The sequence below is a fragment of the Paracoccus marcusii genome (assembly GCF_006151785.1).
In the GTDB taxonomy this organism is placed as follows: Bacteria; Pseudomonadota; Alphaproteobacteria; order Rhodobacterales; family Rhodobacteraceae; genus Paracoccus; species Paracoccus marcusii.
Genome location: NZ_VDDD01000014.1, coordinates 1 through 26,793, shown reverse-complemented (window position 1 = coordinate 26,793; position 26,793 = coordinate 1). Strand labels below are relative to the sequence as shown.

The following is a 26,793-nucleotide window of genomic DNA, read 5'->3' as shown; positions in this document are numbered from 1 at the left end:
CGGCGCTTTTCATCGCGTGCTCGCTCTGCTAAGCGGCAGCTTCCCGGTCGCAGCCTACCCGGGTCACAAAAACAAGGGTTCAAACATGCACACTGCACTTGTCTGCTCGGGCGGGCTGGATTCCGTCTCGCTTGCCCATGTCCTTGCGTCCCAGGGGCGCCTGTCGCGCATCGTCAGCTTTGATTACGGCCAGCGCCATCGCAAGGAGCTGGATTTTGCCGGCGCCTGCGCCCTGCGGCTGGGCGTGCCGTTCCACCTGGTCGACCTGTCGGGACTGGGCGCGGCGCTGTCGGGATCGGCGCTGACCGACGATCTGGCCGTGCCCGACGGCCATTACGCCGAAGAGACGATGCGCGTGACGGTGGTTCCCAACCGCAACGCGATCATGCTGACCGTGGCCTTCGGCATCGCTGCCGCCAATGGCGATGCGGCGGTGGCGGCCGCGGTCCACGGGGGCGATCACTTCATCTATCCCGATTGCCGGCCCGGTTTCACGGACGCCTTCGCCGCCATGCAGCGCGCGGCGCTGGAGGGGTATGCCGATGTCGTGCTGGACGTGCCCTTCGTTCACCGCACCAAGGCCGACATCGTAACGGCGGGCGCTGCCGCGGGCACGCCCTTTGCGCAGACCTGGTCCTGCTACAAGGGCGGGGCGCGCCATTGCGGACGCTGCGGCACCTGCGTGGAGCGGCGCGAGGCGTTCCACCTGGCGGGCGTGGCCGATCCGACCGACTACGACGATGCCGATTTCTGGCAGGCGGCGGTGGCCGCCCATGCCGCGGGGGGCGCGTGATGTTCCGCATCAGCAAGGAGTTCCATTTCAGCGCGTCGCACCGCCTGGACCATCTGGCGCCCGATCATCAATGCGCGCGGCTGCACGGGCACAACTATATCGTCGTGGTCGAATTGGCGGCGCCGGATCTGAATGCCGACGGCTTCGTGCGCGATTACCACGAACTGGCGGCGCTGAAGGCCTATGTCGACGGGACGTTCGACCACCGGCATCTGAACGAAGTGCTGGACGTGCCCTCGACCGCCGAGAACCTGGCGCGGCATTTCTTCGACTGGTGCCGGGCACGCTGGCCCGAGACCAGCGCCGTCAAGGTCAGCGAGACGCCCAAGACCTGGGCCGAGTACCGGCCATGAAACCCCTGCGCATCGCGGAAATCTTTGGCCCCACCATCCAGGGGGAGGGCGCCCTGATCGGACAGCCCACGGTCTTTGTCCGGGCAGGGGGGTGCGATTACCGCTGTTCGTGGTGCGATTCGATGCATGCGGTCGACAGCGCCTTTCGCGATAGCTGGGCCGCGATGCAGACCGCCGAGGTCTGGGCGCAGGTGCGCGCGCTGTCGGGCGGGCGGCCGCTGACGGTATCCATTTCCGGCGGCAATCCGGCCATCCAGGACTTTGGGCCGCTGATCGCGACGGGCCGGGCCGAGGGCTACGGCTTCGCGCTGGAGACGCAGGGATCGGTGGCGCGCGACTGGTTCGCGGACCTGACGCTGCTGGTGTTGAGCCCCAAGCCGCCCTCCAGCGGCGAGACGCCCGACCCGGCGGCCTTCGAGGCCTGTCTGGCGGCGGCGCAGGGCACGCGGACGGTGCTGAAGATCGTCGTCTTCGACGATGCCGATTATGCCTGGGCGCGCGATTGGGCGGGGCGGTATCCGGATCTGGACCTGGTTTTGCAGCCGGGGAACCCGGAGGTGGACCCGGACGTGCCCGTCGCGGCGCAGGATGTCGCGGACCGGCTGCTATGGCTGGTCGACAAGGTGATGGCGGACGGCTGGTTCCGACCCCGTCTGCTGCCGCAGCTGCATGTCCTGCTGTGGGGCAACCGGCGCGGCGTCTGAGTTGCGTTCCGCGACGGCGGGGGGACTGGCCGTCCCCCCGCACCCCCCTGCGCGCATCCCCGCAAGGCGGCGTACGTCTTCAACGCGCCAGGAAGACCGGCACGCGCGCCTGTTCCAGCATGTTGCGCGTCGCACCGCCCAGGATCGCCTCGCGCAGGCGGGAATGGCCATAGGCGCCCATCACCACCATGTTGGCATCGACCTCTATCGCGCGGCGGTTGATCTCGTCGCTGATGCGGGGGGCGGTGCGGGCCAGCACCGCGATCTGGGCGTGGACGCCGTGCCGCGTCAGCATCTGCGTCAGCGCCCCCCCCGGATCGGAGCGTTCCGGCCCGCTGCTGCGCGGATCGATGCAGGTGACCTCGACCATCTCGGCGGCGCGCAGCAGGGGCAGGGCGCGGCGGATGGCGGCCAGGGCCTCGGCGGACTGGTTCCAGGCGATCAGGATGCGGCGCGGCGCGGCAACCGGCTCGCAGCCCTGCGGCAGGACCAGGACGGGGCAGGCCCCCTCGAACAGCGCGGCCTCGGTGATCAGTTCGGCGTCGCCGGGCTGGCCCTTGGCATAGGGGCTGGCCAGGATCGCCAGGTCCGAGAACCGCGCCCGCAGGCCCACCAGCGATGCGATGCCCAGGGACTGGGTCACCGCGGCCTCGCAGGACCAGCGCAGGTCGTGGGACGCGGCCATGCGGTCGCGCACCTTGCGGTCCAGCGCATTGGCATCGGTCAGCGCGCTGTCGATCGCCTCCTGCCATCCATAGGATGTGCCGCCGGGAAAGAAGTACCCGGCCTGGCTGTGGTCTATGCCCAGGCAGAGGATATCCAGATGCGCGTCATGCGCCGCGGCAAGCGCCGCGGCATCGTCCAGCTGCGGCACCTGGAACGGGTGGCTGAGGACTGTCAGGATCGTCTTGTAGGCCATGATCGCCTCCTGTTGCGGATAAGCCATCGTAGCGGTGCGGAGCGGGCGGCGCCTTGATCCTGATCAAACCCCGCGCGATGCGCAGCAGCGAAGGGACGCCGTCAATCGTGCCGCGGGGATCCATCAGGACGCTTGTCACGGCCGCGCGTTGGCTCTGGTAGCGCGCCGGCCCTGGTCGCGGGCGATGCGGGGCGCAGCGCTGGCAGCACTGGAGGGGCGATGCAGGAGTGCCGCGTCATCACGGATCCTGCCGTTCCGACGACGGTGGCGGCATGGGCACAGACCTGCCGCCTGGTTCATGACCCCGGTCCAGGGCCGTTCCGCATGTCGCATGTGGCGGCAGGCCGGTCCGGACCCGGCGGATGACCCGGTCACAGACCCGAACGGGCCGCCCCGCCGCCGGGCTATGCGACCAGTTCGCCGTGCAGCGAGTTGCGCTGGCTGCCGATGATGCGCACGGGGCGCAGGTCACCGACCTGGACGCGGTCGGTGTCGACGAAGACGGAATGCAGATAGTCGGACTTGCCGATCATCTGGCCCGCCTCGCGGCCCGCCTTCTCGAACAGCACGTTGACGGTGCGACCGATCATGCCGTCCTGGACCGCATGCTGCTGACGGGTCAGCAGGGCTTGCAACTCCTGCAGGCGGGCGTCGGCCACGGCGGCGTCGACCTCGGGGCGGTCATAGGCGGGGGTGCCCGGACGCGGCGAATACTTGAAGCTGTAGGCCATGCCGAAGCCCACCTGTTCGATCAGGCGCAGGGTGTCGGCGTGATCCTGGTCCGTCTCTCCGGGAAAGCCGACGATGAAGTCGCTGGTCAGCAGGATGTCGGGACGCGCCGCGCGGATGCGGTCGATCAGGCGCAGATATTGGTCCGACGTGTGCTTTCGGTTCATCGCCTTGAGGATGCGGTCGCTGCCCGACTGCACGGGCAGGTGCAGATAGGGCATCAGGTGGGGCACGTCGCGATGCGCCTCGATCAGGTCATCTGCCATGTCGTTGGGATGGCTGGTGGTATAGCGGATCCGCAGCAGCCCGTCGATCTCGCCCAGGGCGCGGATCAGGGCGCCGAAACCGCCCGGGCCCCCATGCCAGCCGTTGACGTTCTGGCCCAGCAGGGTGATCTCGCGCACGCCGCGTCCGACCAGGTCGCGGGCCTCGGCCAGGATGCGTTCGGCGGGGCGGCTGACCTCGGCGCCGCGGGTATAGGGCACCACGCAGAAGGCGCAGAACTTGTCGCAGCCCTCCTGCACGGTCAGGAAGGCCGCGGGCGCGCGCCGCGTTGCGCGGGGGGCGGGCAGGTGGTCGAACTTGTCTTCTTCGGGGAAATCGGTGTCGATGGCGGGCGCCTCGCCGCGCACCATGGCGGGCAGGCGGTGATAGGTCTGCGGCCCGACGACCAGATCAACCAGCGGCATCCGGCGGATGATCTCGGCCCCCTCGGCCTGGGCCACGCAGCCCGCGACACCGACCTTCAGGTCGGGGCGCGCGGCCTTCAGGGGCTTCAGCCGGCCCAGGTCGCTATACAGCTTCTCGGCCGCCTTCTCGCGGATGTGGCAGGTGTTCAGCAGGACCATGTCGGCGTCCGACTGATCCTCGGTCAGGACATAGCCCTCGGCGCCCATCGCCTCGGCCATGCGCTGGCTGTCATAGACGTTCATCTGGCACCCGTAGGTCTTGATGAACAGTTTCTTCGCGGCCGGGTTATGGGCGGTCATGTCATGCCTGTTCCTGAAGGTCGCGCAGCGATACAGGAAATGCAGGCTTTTGGAAAGGCACGGGATGGAGAGCGACCTGACCACCATCCGCAACATCGGCCCCGCCACCGCGCAGGCGCTGATCGCGGCCGGCGTGCCGGACGCGGCGGCGCTGCGGGCGATGGGGGCGGACGCGGCCTATCGCGCCTTGATGGACGCCGGAGAGCGTCCGCATTTCATCGGATATTACGTGCTGCACATGGCGCTGCAGGGGCGGCCCTGGAACGACTGCAAGGGCGCCGAAAAGGCCGCCCTGCGCGCGCGGTTCGACGCGCTGGTGGCCGAGCGTCGCCCGATGACGGCGCTGGAGGCGGCGCTGGACCAGATCGGCCTGCGCCGCCCCTGACGGCCTACTGACCGGCGTTCTTGGTTTCGAACATCAGCCCCTTGGCGCTGCGCTCGGGAAAGCCCGGCCAATAGCTGTGGGTCGCATCTGGCGTGCCCGCGTCATCGACCGACCAGACCCCGTCCTCGGCATCGGGCACCAGGTCCAGGAAGGCGCCGCGATCCTCGCCCTTCAGGTGCTGGTCCAGGAAGGCCGTGGTGAAATGCTGCAGGACGTTGTTCATTCGCACGCTGTCCCAGACCGGATCGGCGTAATGGTCGAAGGGCGCGCGGCCCAGGGATTCCGAGAAGGCCCAGGCCTCGACCGGGGCGGGGATCGGGGCAGCGGCGTTGTGGTTGGCATGATCGAAGGTCAGAAGGTGCCGTGTCGCCGCGGTCGTCTGGTCGAAGATCTGCCGGATCGCGTCATAGATCGACACGTCGTCATCGCTGCCCGCGACCAGCAGCAGCGGCTTGGTCATGCCGGCCAGCCCGTCCGCGTCCCAGAACTCGTGCTGGCGGCCCCAGGGGGCGATGGCCACGATGGCCTTGACGCGCGGATCGACCAGGGCGGCGTGATCCTCGCTGCCCGCGGCCAGCCGGGACAGCAGCTTCTGCGGCGGGATGAAGCGTTCGGGCTCGGTCCGGTCGATGGCGGTCTGCGACAGGCCCGCGCCGCCAAAGATCATCGCGCCGTATCCGCCCATGGAATAGCCCACGACGGCCGCCGTGTCGGCATCGGTGATCGCGCCGATCTCGTCCTCCAGCCCGGCCATGCTGTCCAGCAGGAACCGCTGGTCCACCGCCCGGTTCACCAGGGTCGAGGCAAACGCCCCCATGTCGTCGTACGTGCTGTCGGGATGGTCTGCGGCGACAACGACGTATCCCTTGGAGGCCAAGTTCTCGGCCAGGTGGCTCATCAGATAGCGGTTGCCGGGATAGCCGTGCGACAGGATGACCAGCGGGAAAGACCCCTCGGCCGGCGCCGCGTCGCGGGCGGCGCTGCCGGACAGGGTGGTGGGCGTGACCCCGTCGCGCAGGATCGTGTCATAGGTGGTGCCGGGTTCGGTGCCGTCGGCCGCAGGATACCAGATCTCTGCCTGCAGGGTGCGTTCCGCGGTGGGGGGCGTGCCCGTGGCGGTGGTCGCGATCACGTCGATGCGGTCGGGGTCGGTGAAGCTGGCGGCGCGCACGCCGACCGGATGCGGGCCGCGCGCGGCCAGTTCCGGCGCGTCGGGGCGGATCAGGTCGATGCGGTTTTCGGACAGGGCGGGGGCGGCGCAGGCCAGGGTGGCGGCAGCGGCCAGCATCAGGTGTCTCATGGGGGCTCCTCCGGCGGTTCGGGCGAACTGTGCCCCGGTTGCACGATCTGCACAAGCGTCCCCCATTGAACGCCGCCCGGCGCCCGGCTAGCCTGCCCCCAAGATCCGGCAAGGAGACCGACCATGACCACCCCGCAAAGCTGGGAAGCACGCGCCGACGAATACTCGCTGTACGGCTTCACCGACCTGCCAAGCGTCCACAAGCGCGGCGCCGTCGTCCTGACCCATGGCGAGGGCCCCTATGTCGTCGACGTGAACGGCAACCGCTATCTGGACGCCAATTCGGGCCTGTGGAACATGGTCGCGGGCTTCGACCACAAGGGCCTGGCCCAGGCCGCCAAGGATCAGTACGACCGCTTTCCGGGCTATCACGCGTTCTTCGGGCGGATGTCCGACCAGACCGTGATGCTGTCCGAGAAGCTGGTCGAGGTGTCGCCGTTTTCGCGTGGCAAGGTGTTCTACACGAACTCGGGCTCTGAGGCGAACGACACCATGGTCAAGATGCTGTGGTTCATGCATGCCAGCGAGGGCAATCCGCAAAAGCGCAAGATCCTGACGCGCTGGAACGCCTATCACGGCGTGACCGCCGTGTCGGCCAGCATGACGGGCAAGCCCTATAACGAGGTGTTCGGCCTGCCTCTGCCGGGCTTCATCCACCTGACCTGCCCGCACTACTGGCGTTTCGGAGAGGAGGGAGAGACCGAGGCGGCGTTCACGCAGCGCCTGGCGCGCGAGCTGGACGAGACGATCCAGCGCGAGGGCGCGGACACCATCGCGGGCTTTTTCGCGGAACCCGTGCAGGGTGCGGGCGGGGTCATTCCGCCGTCCGAGGGGTATTTCCAGGCAATCCTGCCGGTGCTGAAAAAGCACGGCATCCCGATGATCGCGGACGAGGTGATCACCGGGTTCGGACGTACGGGCAACACCTGGGGGTCGGTGACCTATGATTTCGTCCCCGACGCGATCATCAGCTCCAAGAACCTGACGGCGGGGCTGTTCCCGATGGGCGCGGTGATCCTGGGGCCGGAACTGACCGACCGCCTGCAGGCCGCCATCGACAAGATCGAGGAGTTCCCGCACGGTTTCACCGCGTCGGGCCACCCGGTGGGCTGCGCGATCGCGCTGAAGGCCATCGACGTGGTGATGAACGAGGGGCTGGCGCAGAACGTCATCGACCTGGCTCCGCGCTTCGAGGACGGGTTGCGGCAGCTGGCGCAGAACCCGAATATCGGCGAATATCGCGGCGTGGGCTTCATGTGGGCGCTGGAGGCGGTGCGCGACAAGGCGACCAAGACGCCCTTCGAGGGGCATCTGTCGGTCAGCGAGCGGATTGCCAACACGTGCACCGACATGGGCCTGATCTGTCGCCCCCTGGGGCAGTCGATCGTGCTGTGCCCGCCCTTCATCCTGACGCCCGCGCAGATGGACGAGATGTTCGAGAAGCTGGACAAGGCCTTGGGCAAGGTCTTTGCCGAGCTGGCCTGAGCGAGGGGCGGGGATGGGTTTCGGAAAGATCGCCGGATGATACCCGCACGCTATGCCCCGATCCTGTTCGGCTTCTTCCTGTCGGGGCTGATGTCGTCGCTGGTGTCGGGGATCGCCACGGTCCGGGCGGTGGGTCTGTCCGACGGGGTCGCGGGGCTGTGGCTGGGGAACTGGCTGTCCAGCTGGGCGGTGGCCTTTCCGGCGGTGCTGGTGGTGGCCCCGGTGACGCGGCATCTGGTCGCGCGACTGACGCGGGCCTGACGACGACCCTGTCGGCGGTTGCGCATGGCGCGGGGTTCGCCTGCGGGTCGTAAGAACCTGTCCGGACGACCGTGCGCGGCGATCGCGCCCCGGGCCGCGGGCCCGTGCTATCGCGACAGCCGCATCGGTTGACCCGTGGTAACCTGCGGTCCATCCGCGGTCATGCGGATCGCGACGGCGCCGCTGCGGCGGAGGCGTGTCGGGTCCAGCAGCAGGCACCGTGGCGTGCCGTCGATGTCGACGGGTTCGGTCGCGACCACGATGCGATCGGGACGACAGGCGGCGGCGGCGCGGGCCCCCGACCCCTTTCCGGTCAGGTGCCAGACCTGCCAGCCGCCGGACAGGGCTGCCAGCCGGTCGCGGCGGTCGCCGGTCCAGGCGGGGCGGGCGGCGGCGGTTTCCTGGTCGGCCATGTCGCCGTCCTCCTGCAGCCAGGTCGAGACGACGAAGGCGCCGCCAGAGGGCTTCGAGATGGCGCGGCCCTCGGGGGTCATCAGGCCCACGGCCTCGCCCTCCGGCGCGATCAGCAGCAGCGGGCGGCGGGCAGTCATCCACTGCGCGGCGGTGGCGATCAGCAGCGTCATCGCCAGCACGAAGCCTGCCTGCGTCAGCACCCCACGCCGCGCCGCGGGGCGCCAGCAGAGGATGCCCAGCACCGCGCCAAAGCCAATCAGCGGCACCACGGCGGCGGGCGGCTTGGCCACACCGGTCACCGCCCCGCCCAGATCGGCCACGAATCGCGCGACCCACAGCATCCATTCCGTGCCGATGCCCATGACCCACAGGGCCGGCGCCTCCATGCCGACCAGGGCCAGGACGGCGCCGATGACGCCAGCGGGCATCACCAGCGTGCCCATGACCGGCACCGCCAGCAGGTTCGCCAGCAGACCGTATTGCGCCATGCGGTTGAAATGCGCCGCGGCGATGGGCGATGTCGCCACGGCGGCGATCAGCGACGACACGATCAGCATCGCCACCGGGCGCAGCCACCATGGCAGGCGCGGGGACACCCGCGCCCAGGGGCCATAGACCAGGATCAGGGCCACGGTGGCGGCAAAGCTCATCTGGAAGCCGGCGCTGACGACGGCCTCGGGCGAGTAGATCAGCACGATGGTCGCGGCCAGGGCGACCGTGCGCAGGGAAATTGCCCGCCTGTCGGCGATGATCGCGCCCAGCATGACGGCGACCATGATGAACGACCGTTCGGTCGCGACCCCGCCGCCGGACAGCCACAGATAGGCCGCCGCCGCCGCCAGCGCGATGCCGGCCGCCCATTTGTGCATCGGTCGCGCCAAGCCGATCCCCGCGCCCTGCACCCCCACCAGGACCATGCGCACCGCGCCATAGACGAAGGCCGCCAGCATTCCCATGTGCAGCCCCGAGATCGAGATGATGTGGTAGAGGTTCGAGGCGCGCATCACTTCGTTCGTCTCCTCGGCGATGCCGGAGCGGTCGCCGGTCATCAGGGCGGATGCCACGGCCCCGGCCTGTCCGCCGATGCGGTCCTGGATCGCGGCGCTGATCGACATGCGCGCCCGGTGCGCCCACCATACGCCCCCCTGCGGCGGCGCCACGGCCATGATCGGCGTGCGCGAATAGCCGACGGCGCCCAGGCCGTCGAACCATGCGAACATCCGAAAATCGAAGCTGCCCGGGGACGACGGGGCGGGGGGCGGGCCCAGATGCCCGGTCAGCATCACCCGCTGGCCCAGGGGCGGCAATGCGTCGTCGCCCATCAGCGACAGGCGCACCCGCGCGGGCGTGCGGTCGGGCGACAGGTCATGCAGCACGACCCCGTCCAGCGTCAGGCGCATCCGGTCGCGCCCCGACCGGTCGATCTGGATCACCCGCCCCTCGACCGGGCCGTAATAGCGCCATTCCAAGACCGGGGCCGCGACATGCGCGGCGCGGAACGCGACCAGGCCGGTGCCGGCGATCACGAAGGACAGCGCCAGCGCGGCCAGATGGACGGCATCGGCCTGCGGCCAGTCGATCCGGCCTCGGTCGGCCCAGAGGGGCGCGTGGCGTGCTATGGTCAGCGACAGCGCCAGCAGGCAGGCCATCACCGTCCAATGGGCCGCGCCGAACAGCGTCGGATGCAGGAACCACAGCCCGATCCCGGCGGACAGGCAGACCGGCACCCAGGGAAACAGTCCCGCGCGCAGCGCCGCGGCGGGGCGCGGGGCGGCCACAGGGCGGGTTGCGGTCTGGGGCAGGGGAGGCGCGACCGCACCCGATTGGGGCAACATCCTTGTCCTTTCGCGACCCGGTGACTATCACTTGGCCGCAAGATGGCACGGGGATGCTTACCAAAGCGTTAACGCCGTGCCGCGCCAGACCCTGCCCGAAGGCCGCCATGACCCAGATCGTTACCCGTTTTGCCCCCTCTCCCACCGGATACCTGCATGTGGGCGGCGCCCGGACGGCGCTGTTCAACTGGCTGTTCGCGCGGGGGCGGGGCGGCAAGTTCCTGTTGCGGATCGAGGATACCGACCGCGCCCGGTCAACCCCCGAGGCCACCGCGGCAATCCTGAAGGGCCTGACCTGGCTGGGCCTGGACTGGGACGGCGAACCCGTCAGCCAGTTCGAACGCAAGGACCGCCATGCCGAGGTCGCCCGCCAGATGCTGGAGCGGGGCTCGGCCTACAAGTGCTTCTCCACCACCGACGAGATCGCGGCCTGGCGCGAGGCGAACCCGCGCCAGCCCTTCCTCAGCCCCTGGCGCGATGCGACCGACCTGCCCGACGCGCCCCATGCGATCCGCCTCAGGGCGCCGCGCGACGGCGAGACGGTGATCGACGATCAGGTGCAGGGCGCGGTGCGCGTGGCCAACGACCAGCTGGACGACATGGTGCTGCTGCGCAGCGACGGCACGCCCACCTATATGCTGGCCGTGGTGGTGGACGATCACGACATGGGCGTGACCCATGTGATCCGGGGCGACGACCACCTGACCAACACCGCCCGCCAGATCCAGATCATCGACGCGATGGGCTGGCCGCGCCCGACCTATGCCCATATCCCGCTGATCCACGGAGAGGACGGCAAGAAGCTGTCCAAGCGTCACGGCGCTGTCGGCCTGCACGAATTCGCGGCCTTGGGCTATCCGCCGGCGGCGATGCGCAACTATCTGGCGCGGCTTGGCTGGAGCCATGGCGACGACGAGCTGTTCGACGATGCCCAGGCCCGCGCCTGGTTCGGGCTGGAGGGGATCGGGCGCGCGCCCGCGCGTCTGGACTTCAAGAAGCTTGAGCATGTCAGCGGGCACCATATCGGTCAAATGCAAGACGATCAGGTGCTGGCCGCGCTGGAGGATTATCTGCGCGAGACCGGCGCCCCCGCGCTGACCGCGACGCAACGTCAGCGCATCCTGGGCGCGATGGCGGCCTTGAAGGAAAAGGCGAAAACCCTGCCTGCGCTGCTGGACCAGGCGCGCTTCGCGATGATCGACCGGCCCGTCGCGGTCGACGAGAAGTCGGCCGAGGCGCTGGATACGGTATCCCGTGGTATGCTGAAATCATTGACTGCCGCAGTGCAGAATGCTAGCTGGAGCCGAGACGATCTGGAGGGGGCGGCCAAGGCGGTCGCAGAGCAGAACGGCGTCGGACTGGGCAAGATCGCGGGGCCGTTGCGCGCCGCCCTGGCCGGGACCAGCGCAACCCCCAGTGTGTTCGACATGATGACTGCGCTTGGCCGCGAGGAGACGCTGGCCCGGCTGCAGGACCAGACCGATTTGGCAGGCTGAAGCCTGCCCTTACATGCCAGGGCTGTCTGACGGGTTTACGCGGCGGACCGCCCGGCCTTAGCCGGAAGGACGCCTTCGCATGGCCGACAAGACCGCTAAACTGCATCTGAACGGGCAGGATTACGACCTGCCGATCCTGTCCCCGACCAAGGGGCCGGATGTCCTGGACATCCGCAAGCTCTATGGCCAGGCGGACGTCTTCACCTATGACCCCGGCTTTACCTCGACCGCCAGCTGCGATTCGACGATCACCTTCATCGACGGCGACAAGGGCGAGCTGTGGTATCGCGGCTATCCGATCGAGCAGCTGGCCGCCAAGTCCTGCTATCTGGAGGTCTGCTATCTGCTGCTGTACGGCGAGCTGCCGACCGAGGTGCAGATGGACGATTTCCGCGCCCGCGTCACGCGCCACACGATGGTGCACGAGCAGATGCACAACTTCTTCCGCGGCTTCCGTCGCGATGCGCATCCGATGGCGACCATGGTCGGCGTCGTGGGAGCCATGTCCGCCTTCTATCACGACTCGACCGACGTGAACGACGAATGGCAGCGCGAGGTCGCGGCGATCCGCCTGATCGCCAAGCTGCCCACGATCGCGGCGATGGCCTATAAATACTCGATCGGCCAGCCCTTCGTCTATCCGCAGAACGACCTGGATTACGCGTCGAACTTCCTGAACATGTGCTTTTCGGTCCCGGCCGAGAAATACGAGGTGAACCCGGCCCTGGCCCGCGCCATGGACCGCATCTTCACCCTGCATGCCGATCACGAGCAGAACGCGTCCACCTCGACCGTGCGCCTGGCGGGATCATCGGGGGCGAACCCGTTTGCCTGCATCGCGGCGGGCATCGCCTGCCTGTGGGGTCCCGCCCATGGCGGCGCCAACCAGGCCTGCCTGGAGATGCTGCGCGAGATCGGCACCGTCGACCGGATCCCGGAATACATCGCCAAGGCGAAGGACAAGTCCGACCCGTTCAAGCTGATGGGGTTCGGCCACCGGGTCTACAAGAACTTCGACCCGCGCGCGACGGTCATGAAGGAATCGGCCGACGAGGTCCTGGACCTGCTGGGCGTGGGCGACAACCCGACGCTGCAGGTCGCCAAGGAGCTGGAGAAGATCGCGCTGGAGGACGAGTACTTCATCGAGAAGAAGCTGTACCCCAACGTCGATTTCTATTCGGGCATCATCCTGGAGGCGATGGGCTTCCCCACGTCGATGTTCACGCCGATCTTCGCGCTGTCGCGCACGGTGGGCTGGATCGCGCAGTGGAAAGAGATGATCGGCGATCCGCAGAACAAGATCGGCCGTCCGCGCCAGCTGTATGTCGGCAGCGACCGCCGCGACTATGTGGACCTGAAGGCGCGCTGAGCGTCCTGGCAGGTCAGGCATGGGGGTCCCTTCGGGGGCCCCTTTTTCGTGGTTGCGCGGGGGGACGCGCGGTGGCAAGGGACCGGACATGAGCGAGATCGAACAGACAGGCGCCACCCGGCTGGCGCTGGTGACGGGGGCCTCTCGGGGGCTTGGGGCGGCGCTGGCCGAAGGGCTGGCGGCGCAGGGCTATCACGTGCTGGCGGTCGCGCGGACCGTGGGCGCGCTGGAGGAGCTGGACGACCGCATCCGTGCGGCCGGTGGCCAGGCGACACTGGCGCCGATGGACGTGACCGAACCCGAGGCGATGAAGCAGATGACCCAGGCCATCGCCGGCCGGTGGGGCGGGCTGGACCTGTGGGCGCATTGCGCGGTTCATGCGGCGCCGATGTCGCCGGCGCCCCATATCGAGGGGCGCGACTGGTCCAAGTCCATGCTGGTCAATGTCGAGGTCACCCGCGGCCTGATCGCCATGCTGGAGCCGCTGCTGCGCCAGCGCCGGGGAACGGCGCTGTTCTTTGACGATGCGCGGGGCGGGCAGAAGTTCTTTGGCGCCTATGGCGCGTCCAAGGCCGCGCAGATCGCGTTGGCGCGCAGCTGGCAGGCCGAGACGGTGCAGACCGGCCCGCGGGTGCTGATCGATTCGCCGGCGCCCATGCCGACCGCGGTCCGTGCGCGGTTCCATCCGGGCGAGGATCGCGGCGCGCTGGCACCGTGCAGGGACGAGGCGGCGCGCATCCTGTCGCTGTTGTGAGGTTTGCGTCCCGCGGCGGCGCGGGGGGCTGCCTGCCCCCCCGCACCCCCCGGATGTCACACCTGGCCGAGCGGTTCGGTCGCCTCCGTCAGCCAGTCCAGGTCCTGTCCCTGAAGATCGGGCGACAGGCTGATCCGAACCTGGGCGTGATAGGCGTCCAGCCAGGCGACATCGTCGGCCGACAGCGCGGCGCGGTCGATCAGGCGGCGGTCGATGGGGCATAGCGTCAGCGTGTCGAAGCCCAGCATCTGGCGGCCCGGTTCGGCATCGGCCTGGGTCACGACGATCAGATTCTCGATCCGGATGCCGAAGCTGCCTTCGCGGTAGTAGCCGGGCTCGTTCGACAGGATCATGCCGGGTTCCAGCGGCACGTCGCTGACGCGGCTGATCCGCGCCGGGCCTTCATGCACGCAAAGTGCCGCGCCGACGCCGTGGCCGGTGCCGTGATCGTAGTCCAGACCCTGCGACCACAGGAACTGACGCGCCAGGGCGTCCAGATGCCCCCCGGTCACGCCGGTCGGAAAGCGCGCCCGCGACAGGGCGATCATGCCGCGCAGCACTGCGGTGAAGGGCCCGACCGCGTCCGGGCGCGGATCGCCCAAGGGCACGGTGCGGGTGATATCGGTGGTGCCGTCGGCGTATTGGCCGCCGGAATCGATCAGCAGCAGGTCGCCCGCGGCCAGCCGACGGTTGGTCGCCTCGGTCACGCGGTAATGGACGATGGCGCCGTTCGGACCGGCGCCCATGATCGTGTCGAAGCTGATGTCGAGGATGCCCTGATCACGGCGCAGCCCCTCCAGTTGGCGGACCACGTCGATCTCGGACAGGGCGGCGGGGTCCTGACGGTCTAGCCATGCCAACAGGCGCACCATGGCCAGCCCGTCACGGTGATGGGCGCTGCGCATGCCCGAAAGCTCTGCCGCGTTCTTGCGGGCCTTGGGCAGGACGGCGGGGTCGGGGCCTGCGACGACGGTGGTGCCCGCGGTCTCCAGGATGCGGAACGCGGCCTCGGGCGCGGAGCCGGGATCGAGGCGCACGGGGCCTTCGAGGTCGGTCAGCGCCGCAGCCAGCGCATCATGCGGCAAAATGTGGACATGATTGCCCAGATGCGCCCGCAGGTCGGCGTCGAACTTGGCCGGGTCCGCGAACAGCGCCAGATCGCCGCTGTCCGACAGCACCGCAAAGGATTGCACCACCGGGTTCTTGGGCAGGTCGCTGCCGCGGATGTTCAGCAGCCAGGATATCGAATCGGGCAGCGTCAGCAGCGCCGCTGCCTGGCCCTGCGCCTTGAGATCGGTGGCCAGGCGGGCGCGTTTCTGCGCCGCGCTCTCTCCGGCGATGGCGTCGGGGTGGATGCGGGCAGGGCCCACGGGCGGGGCGGGGCGGTCGGGCCAGATCGCGTCGACCGGATTGTGGTCCAGCGCGATCAGGGCGATGCCGGTGTCGGTCAGCGCGCCCTCCATCCCGGCGATCTCCTTGCGGGTGTGCAGCCAAGGGTCGAAACCCACGCGCCCGCCCTGCGGCAAGGCCTCGGCCAGCCAGGCGGAGGGACGAGTCTCGGGCCAGGGCACCGGGGTGAAATGACCAAGGTCGATCTGGCTGCGCACCTGCACGCGATAGCGGCCGTCGATGAAGACGCCCGCCTGGTCAGCCGTCACGATCGCGAATCCTGCGCTGCCGGTGAACCCGGTCAGCCAGGCCAGTCGGGCGTCGGCATCGGCCACGTATTCGCCCTGATGCACATCGGCCCGCGGCACGATGACCGCGTCCAGCTGTTCGCGGGCCATCAACTGGCGGAGGGCGGTCAGGCGGGCGGCATGATCGCCACCGCCCGCCGGGTCGTCGAAGGTCTGAAAGCTCACAGCGCGATGGCCTCCATCACCTTGGGTTCGATCACGTTGACGCCGGACAGGGCGTCAATCAGCACCTGCGCCGACTGTTCCAGCAGGGGGAAGGTCTTGTAATGGCAGGGGATCACGGTCTTAAAGTCGAAATAGCGCTTGGCCGCATAGGCCGCGCGCGACATGTCCATGGTGAAATGCCCGCCCGCGCAAAGGATGCCGATGTCTGGCTTGTGCAGGTCGCCCATCCATTCCATGTCGGCCATGATGTCGGTGTCGCCCGAGACATAGATCACATGCCCGTCGCCCGCGATCATGTAACCCGATTCGTGGCCCGCATAGACAGGACCGTCCGGCCCGCTGATCGAGCTGGAATGCGTCGCGTTGACCATCGTCACCTGCGCGCCACCCAGATCGACCGTGCCGCCCTTGTTGAAGCCGATGCCCTCGATCTTGTCGGTCTTTTCCCAATGGCCGATCAGGTCGAAGATGCCCACGACGGGGATCTTCAGCTCCTTGGCAAGGGCCAGCGTGTCGCCGGTATGATCGCCATGGCCGTGGGTGATCAGGATATGCGTGGCGCCGTCGATGGCCTCGGCGCGCCGGTCGTCGGGAAAGACGGGGTTTCCGCTGAACCAAGGGTCGATCAGGATCACGGCCTGTTCGATCTGCAGACGAAAGCCGGAATGGCCAAGCCAGGTCAGTTTCATGGGGTCTCCTTCGCGCTGTCGCGGCAGGTTAGCGGCCGCGTCCGGTCGTGACCAGAACCCCCGGCGGGGTCAAAGGTTGCCGGTCGCGGGTGCCGCATCGTCCAGGCGAAGGCGCAGGCGTTCCCGCCCGCCCCAGGTCGACAGCTCCAGCTTGCCGGCCAGGTGGAACCGCCGCCCCTTGGCGCCGATCAGGCCGGGACCAAGCGGGCCGTCCATCGCGCCCCAGGCCACGGCCTCCATCGGGGGGCTGCCGGGGCTGCGGAACTGCAGGCGCAGGTGGCGGTCGCCCATGGTCGCGGCGCTGTCGATCAGCTGGTCGGAAAACGCAAAGCGCGGCGCGGGGGCGGCCTGCCCGAAGGGACCGGCATCCTCCAGCATGCGGTACATGGGCGCGGTGGCACCCGACGGCTCCAAGAGGCCCGAAATGCGCAGGTCGCCCGACCCGGTGCGGCCCGCCAGATCGCGGGCGATCAGTTCGGCCAAGCGGTCCATCGCGGCGGGGATCTTTGCCTCCTCGACGGTCAGGCCTGCGGCCATGGTGTGCCCGCCGCCCTTCAGCAGCAGACCCTCATGCGCCAGACGCTGGATCGCGCGGCCCAGATCGACGCCGGGGACCGACCGGGCGCTGCCCTTGCCGATGCCGTGATCGACCCCGATCACCACGGATGGCAGATCGGTCGCCTCCTTGACGCGGGCGGCGACGATGCCGACCACGCCCGGATGCCAGCCCGCGCCCGCGGCCCAGGACAGGCGCGCATCGCCCCGCGCCTCGACCTGGGACAGGGCCTCCAGGCGGACGGCGGCCTCGATCGCGCGGCGGTCGTTGTTCAGCGCGTCCAGCTGACGGGCCAGCTGATCGGCCTGCGACGCGTCGCGGCAGGACAGGCACAGTGCGCCCAGATCGGCGCGACCCACGCGCCCGCCCGCATTGATGCGCGGCCCCAGCAGAAAGCCCAGGTGGAACGCGCTTGGCGCGCCGTCCAGCCGGGCGATGTCGGACAGCGCGACCAGACCCGCCCGCTGCCTGCGCGCCATCACGGCCAGACCCTGGCGGACAAAGGCGCGGTTGACGCCGACCAGCGGCGCGACATCGGCGACCGTGGCCAGCGCGACCAGATCCAGCATCGCCATCAGGTCGGGCTGCGGCAGGCCCCGCTGGCGCAGCACGCGACCGGCCTGAACCAGCGTCAGGAACACCACGCCCGCGGCGCACAGATGGCCCAGGGCGCCGTCCTCGTCCATGCGGTTGGGGTTCACGACCGCCAGCGCGGGGGGCAGGGTCTCTCCGCCCAGGTGGTGGTCCAGGACGATCACGTCGCAGCCCGCAGCGGCGGCCAGCGCGTCATGGGACAGCGTCCCGCAGTCGACGCAGACGATCAGGTCATGCGCCGCCGCCAGCGCGGTCATGGCGGGGACGTTGGGGCCATAGCCCTCGTCGATCCGGTCGGGGATATAAAGCGTCGCCTGACGCCCGTGCTGGTGCAGCCAGTCGATCAGCAGGGCGGCCGACGATCCGCCGTCGACATCGTAATCGGCAAAGATCGCGATGCGCTGGCCGTTGACGGCGGCATCGACCAGCCGTTCGGCGGCGACGTCCATGTCGCGCAAGGTCAGCGGGTCGGGCAGCAGGTCGCGCAGCTTGGGCGTCAGGAACCCGGCCGCCTCGGCGGGCGGCACGCCGCGTTCGGCCAGCACGCGGGCCACCGGCAGGGGCAGGGCCGCCTGCTGGGCCAGCCCTTCGGCCAGCCGTTCCAGATCGGCGGGCGGTCCGATCCACCGCCGCCCGGTCAACGAGCTGTCGATGCCCAGAAATGCCGTCATGTGTCTTCTTTGTCCAAGGGCCCCGGGGTCGTCCCGGGACGGGACAGGGGGGCGCGGGGCCCCCCTTACCTCACTTCACCGGGTTGCGATAGGTCATGCGCCGCACCGATCCGGTCTTGGACCGCATCAGGATGGTCTCGGTCGTCAGGTATCCCGGCTCGCGCTTGACGCCGGCGACGATCGAGCCGTCGGTGACGCCGGTCGCGGCAAAGATCACGTCGTCGGTGACCAGGTCGTCGCGGGCATAGATGCGGTCCAGGTCAGTGATCCCGGCCTTCTTCGCGCGTCCGCGTTCGTCGTCGTTACGGAACATCAGGCGTCCCCATATCTGCCCGCCCATGCATTTCAGCGCGGCCGCGGCTAGGACGCCCTCGGGCGCGCCGCCCGAACCCATGTACATGTCGATGCCGGTCAGCTCGGCCTCGGCGCAGTGGATCACGCCGGCCACGTCGCCGTCGGTGATCAGGCGGATCGCGGCGCCGGTCTGGCGAACCTCGGCGATCATCTCCTCATGGCGCGGACGCTCCAGGATACAGACGGTGATGTCGCCGTCCTCGCAGCCGCGGGCGCGGGCCAGGGCGCGCACGCGTTCGGACGGGCTCATGTCCAGGCCGACGACGTCCTTGGGATAACCCGGCCCCACGGCCAGCTTGTCCATATAGACGTCGGGCGCGTGCAGCAGCGTGCCGCGCGGCGCCATCGCGATGACGGTCAGCGCGTTCGGCATGTCCTTGGCGGTCAGGGTGGTGCCTTCCAGCGGGTCCAGCGCGATGTCCACCTCGGGGCCCTCGCCGGTGCCGACCTCCTCGCCGATGAACAGCATCGGCGCCTCGTCGCGCTCGCCCTCGCCGATGACGACGACGCCCTTGATGTCCAGCATGTTCAGCTGGTCGCGCATCGCGTTCACCGCGGCCTGGTCGGCGGCCTTCTCGTCGCCGCGGCCGATCAGCCGGGCCGAGGCATGGGCCGCCGCCTCGCTGACGCGGGCCAGGCCCAGGGACAGCATCCTGTCGTTGAAATCCTTCGGCGCGGTCATGTCCCTCATCCCTTCGTGCTGCAGGTTGGGGGCTTTCTAGGGGGCGGGGCAGGGGGCAGCAAGCCTGACGGCGCTAACGGTCCGGGCTTTCCGACAGTTCCAGCGCCAGCGCGTGGATCCGCGGCACGATGTCGCCCAGGGTCGCATGGACCAGGCGGTGCTGCTGGATCCGCGTCAGTCCGGCAAAGGCCGGGCTGGCCATGCGAATGCGGAAATGGCTTTCGCCCCCGTCGCGAAAGCCTGCATGGCCGCGATGATCCTCGCTTTCGTCCAGCACCTGCAGGGTTGTGGGCTGCAGGGCTGCCAGCCGTTCGGTCATCTGGTCCGCGATCATCCGCATATCCTTTCCGTCAAGGGGTTTCATGTCCCGTCAGATAGCCTAAACTGCCCGCCTTGAGTCGCAAAGGTGCCCCAGGATGAGCAAGAACGACCCGTTCGGTTTCGACATTTCCGCCGCCAAGGACAAGAAGCGCAAGACCAAAGGGCGGCGCGGCATGTCGGGGGCGTTCGAGACCTCGACCCGCACCTGCGAGCGCGAGGGATGCGACGAGCCGGGCCAGTATCGCGCGCCCAAGAACCCGCGCAACCTGGACGACTATTTCTGGTTCTGCAAAGAGCATGTCCGCGACTACAACGCGAACTGGAACTACTTCCAAGGCCAGTCCGAGGAGGAGTTCCAGCAGTTCATCGACAATGCGACGGTCTGGGAACGCCCCACCAAGCCCTTCGGTCGCGCCGCGGCCGAGGACAAGTGGGCCCGCCACGGCGTCAGCGACCCGCTGGAGATCTTGGGCGCGAACGGCACCGCGCCGGAATCGCGCGCGCAGTCCAGCGCGCGCAAGCTGCCGCCCACTGAACGCCGCGCTCTGGACATCCTGGAGGCCAAGGATCACTGGACCCGCGCCGAGATCCGCAAGCAGTACAAGTCGCTGGTCAAGGACCTGCACCCCGACATGAACGGCGGCGACCGTTCCGACGAGGATCGCCTGTCCGAGGTGGTCTGGGCCTGGGATCAGATCAAGGAAAGCCGGTTCATCCGCGACTAGGGTCGCCAGGCGGACAGCGTCAGGCCGCGCGCCCTCGGCGGCGCGGCCACAGGGCCAGGCCCAGAACCAGCAGCAGCAGCGTCACGACCGGCACGTTCCCGACCGCCAGCCACGGCGTCGCGGGCAGCGCGCCGGGCAGCGCCGCGTCGATCTTGCCGGGCTGGTTCAGGGGCAGGCTGGCCAGGATGCGCCCGCGGGCGTCCACCACCGCGCTGACCCCCGTATTCGCGGCGCGCACCAGCGGCAGCCCCGTCTCGATCGCGCGCAGGCGGGCTTGGTCCAGATGCTGGTACGGGCCCGACAAGGTGCCGAACCATGCGTCGTTGGTGGCCTGCAGCAGCCAGCCGGGGCGCTGGTCCAGATGGCGCAGGTGCTGGGGAAAGATCGCCTCATAGCAGATCAGCGGCTGAAAGTCGGGGACGCCCGGCGCGGACATGATCTGCGGTCCGGGACCGGCGGAATAGCCGTTGCCCTGCCGCGCGGCAAAGGCGCCGATGCCCAGATGGGCCAGCGCGTCGCCCCAGGGGACGTATTCGCCGAACGGCACCAGATGGAACTTGTCATAGACCTGGGTGACCTCTCCGCCCGGCACGACGGTCGCAAGACTGTTGAAGAAGCGGCTGCCCTCGCGGCGCTGGATGCCCATGACCAAAGGCGCGCCCGCGGCCTGGGACATCATCGGCAGGACCGCGTCGGCATCCTCCAGCAGGAAGTTCACGGCCGTCTCGGGCCAGATGACCAGATCGCGGGGGCCGGGTTCGGCGGACAGGTCCAGCAGGCGCTGGAAGAAAACCGTGGACCATTCGGGGTCCCACTTCAGGTGCTGCGCCGCATCGGGCTGCACGATCCGCAGGGTCACGGGCCGGTCGGCGGGCATCGGTGCGGCCAGCCGCATCGTCCCCGCGATCCACGGGCCTGCCAGCAGGGCCGCGGCCAGGGCTGTCGCCATCACCGCGCGCCCGCGCAACAGGACCGGCACTGCGGCCAGCGCCATCGTCAGCGTGCCAAGGCCCAGGGCCCCGGTCCACGCGGCCATCTGGGCGACGGGCGTGTCGATCCATGCGTGGCCGATCTGGGCCCAGGGGAAGCCGGTGAAGATCCAGCCCCGCAGCCAGTCCGACAGGACCAGTGCCGCAGCGATCGCCGTGGCCTGCGCAGCGGGACCACGGGCCAGACGCGCGGCCGCGCCGGCCGGCACCGCCCAGAACAGGGCACCCCCAAGCGCCATCAGGATCAGCGCAAAGGGCGCCATCCAGCCGTGGCGGGCAATGTCGACCAGGAAGGGTTCGGTGATCCAGGACAGCGACAGGGCGAACCAGCCAAAGCCCGCGGCCAGCACGTGCCAGAACACGGCGGCGGCGGGCAGGGGGGACAGCCGCCAGATCAGCGCGGCCATCGCCAGCGGCGTCGCGGCCCAGATGCCCAGGGGTGCAAGGCCCAGGGCGGCGATCAGGCCCAGGGCCAGATCGGGCAGAAGACTGCGCAGGGGCGGACGGCCCCCGCGCAGTCGGGATAGCGGGCGAGGCGTGCCGCGCATCAGGCCTGCGCGTCAGCGTCCTTGGGCTGCGCGTCGGCGTCGGCCTTCTCGCGGCGGGTGCGCTTGGGCTTTTCCGGCGCGTCCGTCGCGGCATCGGCGGCGGGCGCATCGGCGGTCGCGGCCTTGCGGCGACGGGTGGGCTTGGGCGCATCGACCGAGGCTTCGGCGGGCGCCTCTGCCACATCGGTGGCGGGTTTGCGGCTGCGCGTCCGCTTGGGCTTGGGCGCTGTCTCCTCGACCGGCTCGGCGGCGGGGGCGTCGGTTTCGGCCGTCTCGGCCTTCTTGCGGCCGCGGGTGCGCTTGGGCTTGGGTTCCGCGGCGGGTTCGACCGCCGGTGCCTCTGCCTGAACGGGCGCTTCAGCCACGGGCTGCGCGTCCTGCACGGCATCGGCCGGTACGGTCTCGGGCTGCAGGGCCTCGGGCTGGGCTTCGACGGGGGCTTCGGTCGCCGTCTCGGCCTGCGCCTTGCCGCGACCGCGGCCGCGCGACCGGCGTGCGGGCTTGGGGGCGGGATCGGCGGCGGGGGCCTCTGCCACGGTCTCGGTCGGGGTGTCGTCCGACAGGCCGACGCTGCGCAGTTCGACCAGCATGAACTGGGGGATGTGATCGCCCATGCCCATCACCTGTGACCCGCGGTTGTCCTGATCGCGACCACGGCGTCCGTCGCGACGGTCATCCCGGCGGTCGTCACGACGATCCTCGCGGCGTTCGTCCTTGCGGGTCTCCTCGCGGCGCGGCTGCTCGGCGCGGGCTTCGGGTTCGGGGCGGGGTTCAGGCTGCACTTTGGGCTCCATGCGGGCCTCCGGTTCGGCTGCGGTCGCGACGGGTGCGGGGGGCGCTGCGGCTTCCGCCTCGGGGCGGGGTTCGTCGCGACGGCGGCGACGGCCGCGTTCGCGCGATCCGCCCTTGCGATCCTCCGTGGCGTTGCCTTCGGCCTTGCGGTCGTCGCGCGCAGGTGCGTCGCCACCGGCAAATCCTGCCGGCGCCTCGACCCGCGGCAGCGAGGATTTCAGCAACTGCTCGATCGCGGCCAGATACTTGTCGTCGGACGGCACGGCGATGCTGATCGAGGTGCCAAGACGGCCCGCGCGGCCGGTGCGCCCGATGCGGTGGACATAGTCCTCGGCGTGGCTGGGCAGGTCATAGTTGAAGACGTGGCTGACCGCCGGGATGTCCAGGCCGCGCGCCGCGACGTCGGACGCGATCAGCAGGCGCAGCTTGCCGTCGCGGAACGATTCCAGCGTGCGGGTCCGCTGGCTCTGGTCCAGGTCACCGTGAATCGGGGCCGCGTCGTATCCGTATTTCGCCAGCGACTTGGCGACGATGTCGACGTCCGTCTTGCGGTTGCAGAAGACGATGGCGTTGGTCAGCCCCTCGCCCTCGGCGTCGATCAGGGCGCGCAGCAGGTCGCGCTTCTGCTTGGCGGCCATGTCGCGGCGGGTGGGGGTTAGCTGGATCAGGCGCTGCGTGATCGTCTCGCTGGCCGAGGCCTGGCGCGCGACCTCGACCCGTTCGGGCGAGTGCAGGAAGGTGTTGGTGATCCGCTCGATCTCGGGGGCCATGGTGGCGCTGAAGAACAGCGTCTGGCGGGTGAAGGGCGTCAGCTGGAAGATGCGCTCGATATCGGGGATGAAGCCCATGTCCAGCATGCGGTCGGCCTCGTCGACGACCATGATCTGAACGCCGGTCAGCAGCAGCTTGCCACGCTCGACATGGTCCAGCAGGCGGCCCGGGGTGGCGATCAGCACGTCCACGCCGCGGTCGATCAGCTTGTCCTGTTCGCCGAAGCTGACGCCGCCGATCAGCAGCGCCTTGGTCAGGCGGGTGTGCTTGGCATAGGTGTCGAAATTCTCGGCCACCTGGGCGGCCAGTTCACGCGTGGGGCACAGCACAAGGCTGCGCGGCATGCGCGCGCGGGCCCGGCCACGGCCGAGCAGCGTGATCATCGGCAGGGTGAAGCTGGCGGTCTTGCCGGTTCCGGTCTGCGCGATCCCCAGCACGTCGCGGCCTTCCAGGGCGGGCGGGATCGCCCCCTGCTGGATGGGCGTCGGCGTCTCGTAGCCGGCTTCCAGCACGGCCTGCAGCACTTTGGGGTCCAGCTTCAGATCAGAGAACTTGGTCATTCGGGGCTTTCCATTAAGCCGCGCCCGTTCTGGCGCGATGCGTTCCAAGCCGCGCGCCCGTCTGGCGCAGTGGCGGCTAAGTTGGGACGCAAACACGGACGCCCCGCCTTGATGCCTGCCGGATGCAGGCCCGCATCGCGTAGACCAAAGGCGCTGCCGCGTCAATCTTTTGCGTCGTCCGTCCCGCCGGCGGGGCGGTGGCGCGGGGCTTTCGGTTGACCTCTCCCCGTCCGAAAGGGTAACCCCCGGGGGTCAATCAGGAAGCCCATGATGAACCTTTTCACCGATTTGCGCGGCGTCGTCGTCGAGGCGCTGGACCAGATGGCCGCCGCAGGAGAGCTGCCCGCAGGCCTGGATACCGCCAATGTCACGGTCGAACCGCCCCGCGACCCGGCGCATGGCGACATGGCAACCAATGCCGCGATGGTGCTGGCCAAGCCCGCCGGCATGAAGCCGCGCGAGATCGCCGACCGCCTGGCCGCGCGCCTGACCGACCCCCGCATCAGCGCGGCCGAGGTCGCGGGCCCCGGTTTCCTGAACCTGCGCCTGTCTCCGGTGGTCTGGCAGGGCGTGATCCGGTCGGCCCTGCAGGCCGGCACCGAATTCGGGCGGTCCGACCTTGGGGCGAATGCCAAGGTCAACGTCGAATTCGTCAGCGCCAACCCCACCGGTCCGATGCATGTGGGCCATGTCCGCGGCGCGGTCTTCGGCGATGCGCTGGCGCGGCTGCTGGCGTTTTCCGGCCATGACGTCACGCGCGAATACTATATCAATGACGGCGGCGCGCAGGTCGACGTGCTGGCCCGCTCGGCATACGAGCGCTATCGCGAGGCGAACGGGCTGGAGCCCGAGATCCGCGAGGGGCTGTATCCCGGCGACTATCTGATCCCCGTCGGAGAGGCGCTGAAGGCCAAGTACGGCGACAGCCTGCTGGACCGCCCCGAGGCCGAATGGCTGGAGGAGATCCGCGAATTCGCGACGCAGGCGATGATGGAGCAGATCCGCGGCGACCTGGCGATCCTGGGCGTCGAGATGGACGTCTATTCCAGCGAGAAGGCGCTGTACGGCACCGGGCGGATCGAGGATGCGATCGCGCGCCTGGACACGCAGGGCCTGATCTATCGCGGCGTGCTGGAGCCGCCGAAAGGCAAGCTGCCCGAGGACTGGGAGGCGCGCGAGCAGCTGCTGTTCCGGTCCAGCGCGCATGGCGACGACGTGGACCGGCCGATCCAGAAGTCGGACGGGGCCTGGACCTATTTCGCGCCCGACATCGCCTATCACTGGGACAAGATCGACCGCGGCTTCGATCAGTTGATCGACGTCTTCGGCGCCGATCACGGCGGCTATGTCAAGCGGATGAACGCGGCGGTCAAGGCGCTGTCGAACGGCCGCGTGCCGCTGGACGTCAAGCTGATCCAGCTGGTCAAGCTGTACAAGAACGGCGAGCCGTTCAAGATGTCCAAGCGCGCCGGCACCTTCGTAACCCTGCGCGACGTGGTCGAGGAGGCGGGGGCCGACGTCACGCGCTTCATCATGCTGACGCGCAAGAACGACGCGGCGCTGGATTTCGATTTTGCCCGCGTGCTGGAGCAGTCCAAGGACAACCCGGTCTGGTACGTCCAGTATGCCAGCGCCCGCGTCCATTCCGTGCTGCGCCGCGCGACCGAGGCCGGGATCGCGGTCGACGATTCGACCCTGGCGGATGCCGATCTGTCCGTCCTGTCCCACCCGGCCGAGCTGGAGCTGGCCCGCAAGGTCGCCGAATGGCCGCGCCTGGTCGAGAACGCGGCCCGCGCGCACGAGCCCCATCGCGTGGCGTTCTTCCTGTATGAACTGGCATCCGACCTGCATTCGCTGTGGAATCGCGGCAATGACGACATGTCGCTGCGATTCATCCAGGATGGCGACGCGGTCACAAGCCAAGGAAAAATTGCGCTGGTCCGGGCGGTTGGCGTTGTTATTTCATCTGGTCTCGCTATTCTGGGCGTCACTCCGGCGGAAGAAATGCGCTGACCGAATGCGTCGCCGTCGGGGAAGGCTGAGAGCAGGCAAAAGTTAATCCGGGGCAACCGGCGGGCAGGCGAACATGGCAGTGATGGACTTCCGCGAAGGCGGCTACGTTTTCTCGCGTCACAAGGTGAAGCGCGAATTCTCTTACGATCAGAACGGACAGCCGGCGGCAGCTGCCGGTCAGGCACAGCACCCCGGGCAGGCCGACGGCCTGCCGGCGCGGCTGGCGCGGGTGACCCATTACATGGGCGCGGTCGCATCGGTGGCGCTGATGGTCGGGTTGATGGCCTGGGGCTGGCAGCTGGTGTCGCGCGACGTGTCGGGCGTGCCCGTCATCCGCGCCGTCCAGGGCGAGGCCCGCACCACCGCCGAGGATCCGGGCGGTCAGCTGACCAACCATACCGGACTGGCCGTGAATTCGGTCGCCGGTGGGCAGGTCCTGTCGCCGACCGAGCAGGTCGCGATCGCGCCGGCGCCGGTGGACCTGTCCGCCGATGACGTCGCCATGGGAGAGTTGGGCGCCATCGCCCGCGAACCCTCGAACCCGTCGGAGACGCCGCTGACCTTCGCGGGCGAGCCCATCGTGCCGCTGTCCGACAGCGAGGCCCGCGCCCTGGCCGAGGCCGAGGCGGCCGCCGCCGCCGAACGCGCCCTGGCCGATCACGCCGTCAACCAGGCCGCGATCATCGACGCCCCCGCCAGCGAGGGTGCGGTGACCGAGGTCGTCACCGACGAGAACGGCCTTCCTGCACAGTCCGCAGCCATCGCCGAGGCGCTGGCCCAGGCCCAGGCCGAGGCGAACCCCGCCGTGGTCGTCGCATCGGCCCGCCCCACGCCGCGCCCCCGCGTGACGCAGGTTGCCGCGGCACCCGCACCCGTCGCC

22 protein-coding genes and 1 pseudogene are annotated in these 26,793 nt (G+C 69.3%); 12 read left to right on the top strand and 11 right to left on the bottom strand.

Annotated features, from left to right (window positions below):
* The first annotated feature begins 85 nt into the window (after positions 1 to 85).
* Genes queC through queE form a run of 3 tightly spaced genes read left to right on the top strand, consistent with a single transcriptional unit; the run spans position 86 to position 1,850 of the window.
* Positions 86 to 793, top strand: a complete 708-nt coding sequence (gene queC / locus FHD68_RS04005; RefSeq protein ID WP_127897894.1) for a 7-cyano-7-deazaguanine synthase QueC — start codon at positions 86 to 88, stop codon at positions 791 to 793.
* Complete coding sequence (queD, locus tag FHD68_RS04000) at positions 793 to 1,146, top strand: 6-carboxytetrahydropterin synthase QueD (RefSeq protein WP_127897895.1); 354 nt, start codon at positions 793 to 795, stop codon at positions 1,144 to 1,146. The genes queC and queD overlap by 1 nt, the downstream gene beginning before the upstream one ends.
* Positions 1,143 to 1,850, top strand: coding sequence for a 7-carboxy-7-deazaguanine synthase QueE (gene queE / locus FHD68_RS03995; protein WP_127897896.1), 708 nt, complete (start codon positions 1,143 to 1,145; stop codon positions 1,848 to 1,850). Before queD ends, queE begins: the two co-directional genes overlap by 4 nt.
* A 79-nt stretch (positions 1,851 to 1,929) precedes the next feature.
* Here the strand turns inward: queE and FHD68_RS03990 are convergent, their stop codons facing one another.
* Together FHD68_RS03990 and miaB are read right to left on the bottom strand one after the other, a co-directional pair.
* Positions 1,930 to 2,769 carry a universal stress protein gene (locus tag FHD68_RS03990; protein WP_127897897.1) on the bottom strand — a complete coding sequence of 280 codons (840 nt, stop codon included), beginning with the start codon at positions 2,767 to 2,769 and terminating at the stop codon, positions 1,930 to 1,932.
* A gap of 404 nt (positions 2,770 to 3,173) precedes the next feature.
* Positions 3,174 to 4,487, bottom strand: a complete 1,314-nt coding sequence (miaB, locus tag FHD68_RS03985) for a tRNA (N6-isopentenyl adenosine(37)-C2)-methylthiotransferase MiaB (protein WP_127897898.1) — start codon at positions 4,485 to 4,487, stop codon at positions 3,174 to 3,176.
* Positions 4,488 to 4,551: 64 nt separating this feature from the next.
* On the opposite strand from miaB, the gene FHD68_RS03980 reads away from it, so the two are divergent.
* Positions 4,552 to 4,872 (top strand): TfoX/Sxy family protein, encoded by a 321-nt coding sequence (locus FHD68_RS03980; protein WP_045981775.1) that lies wholly within the window; start codon positions 4,552 to 4,554, stop codon positions 4,870 to 4,872.
* A 4-nt stretch (positions 4,873 to 4,876) separates the two neighbouring features.
* Here the strand turns inward: FHD68_RS03980 and FHD68_RS03975 are convergent, their stop codons facing one another.
* Positions 4,877 to 6,172, bottom strand: coding sequence for an alpha/beta hydrolase family protein (locus tag FHD68_RS03975; protein WP_127897899.1), 1,296 nt, complete (start codon positions 6,170 to 6,172; stop codon positions 4,877 to 4,879).
* Positions 6,173 to 6,295: 123 nt separating this feature from the next.
* Here FHD68_RS03975 and FHD68_RS03970 point away from each other — a divergent pair, with 123 nt between their 5' ends.
* Both FHD68_RS03970 and FHD68_RS03965 read left to right on the top strand, forming a co-directional pair.
* Positions 6,296 to 7,657, top strand: coding sequence for an aminotransferase (locus tag FHD68_RS03970; protein ID WP_045981777.1), 1,362 nt, complete (start codon positions 6,296 to 6,298; stop codon positions 7,655 to 7,657).
* 36 nt (positions 7,658 to 7,693) lie between these two features.
* Positions 7,694 to 7,918 carry a DUF2798 domain-containing protein gene (locus FHD68_RS03965; RefSeq protein ID WP_046000050.1) on the top strand — a complete coding sequence of 75 codons (225 nt, stop codon included), beginning with the start codon at positions 7,694 to 7,696 and terminating at the stop codon, positions 7,916 to 7,918.
* 107 nt (positions 7,919 to 8,025) lie between these two features.
* On the opposite strand, the gene FHD68_RS03960 is transcribed toward FHD68_RS03965, so the two are convergent.
* Positions 8,026 to 10,167 carry a ComEC/Rec2 family competence protein gene (locus FHD68_RS03960; protein ID WP_127897900.1) on the bottom strand — a complete coding sequence of 714 codons (2,142 nt, stop codon included), beginning with the start codon at positions 10,165 to 10,167 and terminating at the stop codon, positions 8,026 to 8,028.
* Positions 10,168 to 10,274: 107 nt separating this feature from the next.
* On the opposite strand from FHD68_RS03960, the gene gltX reads away from it, so the two are divergent.
* From gltX to FHD68_RS03945, 3 genes are all read left to right on the top strand, one after another.
* Entirely contained in the window at positions 10,275 to 11,663 is a 1,389-nt protein-coding gene (gene gltX, locus FHD68_RS03955) for a glutamate--tRNA ligase (protein WP_127897901.1), read from the top strand.
* Positions 11,664 to 11,742: 79 nt separating this feature from the next.
* Positions 11,743 to 13,032: a citrate synthase gene (locus tag FHD68_RS03950; RefSeq protein WP_127897902.1), complete on the top strand. Its 1,290-nt coding sequence runs from the start codon at positions 11,743 to 11,745 to the stop codon at positions 13,030 to 13,032.
* Between the two features lie 88 nt (positions 13,033 to 13,120).
* Positions 13,121 to 13,786 (top strand): SDR family NAD(P)-dependent oxidoreductase, encoded by a 666-nt coding sequence (locus FHD68_RS03945; RefSeq protein WP_046000053.1) that lies wholly within the window; start codon positions 13,121 to 13,123, stop codon positions 13,784 to 13,786.
* 56 nt (positions 13,787 to 13,842) lie between these two features.
* Here FHD68_RS03945 and FHD68_RS03940 read toward each other — a convergent pair whose 3' ends face one another.
* The 5 genes from FHD68_RS03940 to FHD68_RS03920 all read right to left on the bottom strand — a co-directional run bounded on the left by FHD68_RS03940 (position 13,843) and on the right by FHD68_RS03920 (position 19,528).
* Positions 13,843 to 15,648, bottom strand: coding sequence for an aminopeptidase P family protein (locus FHD68_RS03940; RefSeq protein ID WP_240542498.1), 1,806 nt, complete (start codon positions 15,646 to 15,648; stop codon positions 13,843 to 13,845).
* Complete coding sequence (locus FHD68_RS03935) at positions 15,645 to 16,337, bottom strand: metal-dependent hydrolase (RefSeq protein ID WP_127897903.1); 693 nt, start codon at positions 16,335 to 16,337, stop codon at positions 15,645 to 15,647. The genes FHD68_RS03940 and FHD68_RS03935 overlap by 4 nt, the downstream gene beginning before the upstream one ends.
* Positions 16,338 to 16,406: 69 nt before the next feature.
* Positions 16,407 to 18,158 carry a single-stranded-DNA-specific exonuclease RecJ gene (recJ, locus tag FHD68_RS03930; RefSeq protein ID WP_127897904.1) on the bottom strand — a complete coding sequence of 584 codons (1,752 nt, stop codon included), beginning with the start codon at positions 18,156 to 18,158 and terminating at the stop codon, positions 16,407 to 16,409.
* A gap of 70 nt (positions 18,159 to 18,228) precedes the next feature.
* Entirely contained in the window at positions 18,229 to 19,194 is a 966-nt protein-coding gene (gene glpX, locus FHD68_RS03925; protein ID WP_127897905.1) for a class II fructose-bisphosphatase, read from the bottom strand.
* 73 nt (positions 19,195 to 19,267) lie between these two features.
* Complete coding sequence (locus tag FHD68_RS03920; RefSeq protein WP_045981785.1) at positions 19,268 to 19,528, bottom strand: BolA family protein; 261 nt, start codon at positions 19,526 to 19,528, stop codon at positions 19,268 to 19,270.
* Between the two features lie 82 nt (positions 19,529 to 19,610).
* Between FHD68_RS03920 and FHD68_RS03915 the strand changes: the two genes are divergently transcribed.
* Positions 19,611 to 20,240 carry a J domain-containing protein gene (locus FHD68_RS03915; protein ID WP_046000058.1) on the top strand — a complete coding sequence of 210 codons (630 nt, stop codon included), beginning with the start codon at positions 19,611 to 19,613 and terminating at the stop codon, positions 20,238 to 20,240.
* Between the two features lie 19 nt (positions 20,241 to 20,259).
* On the opposite strand, the gene lnt is transcribed toward FHD68_RS03915, so the two are convergent.
* Together lnt and FHD68_RS03905 are read right to left on the bottom strand one after the other, a co-directional pair.
* Entirely contained in the window at positions 20,260 to 21,777 is a 1,518-nt protein-coding gene (gene lnt, locus FHD68_RS03910) for an apolipoprotein N-acyltransferase (RefSeq protein WP_127897906.1), read from the bottom strand.
* Positions 21,778 to 22,349: 572 nt separating this feature from the next.
* Positions 22,350 to 23,900, bottom strand: a pseudogene (locus tag FHD68_RS03905) (DEAD/DEAH box helicase); the annotation flags it as partial.
* A 270-nt stretch (positions 23,901 to 24,170) separates the two neighbouring features.
* On the opposite strand from FHD68_RS03905, the gene argS reads away from it, so the two are divergent.
* Together argS and FHD68_RS03895 are read left to right on the top strand one after the other, a co-directional pair.
* Positions 24,171 to 25,913: an arginine--tRNA ligase gene (argS, locus tag FHD68_RS03900; protein ID WP_045981793.1), complete on the top strand. Its 1,743-nt coding sequence runs from the start codon at positions 24,171 to 24,173 to the stop codon at positions 25,911 to 25,913.
* A 73-nt stretch (positions 25,914 to 25,986) separates the two neighbouring features.
* Positions 25,987 to 26,793, top strand: an 807-nt coding sequence (locus FHD68_RS03895) for an SPOR domain-containing protein (RefSeq protein WP_139085294.1), incomplete at its 3' end; no start/stop codon positions are given.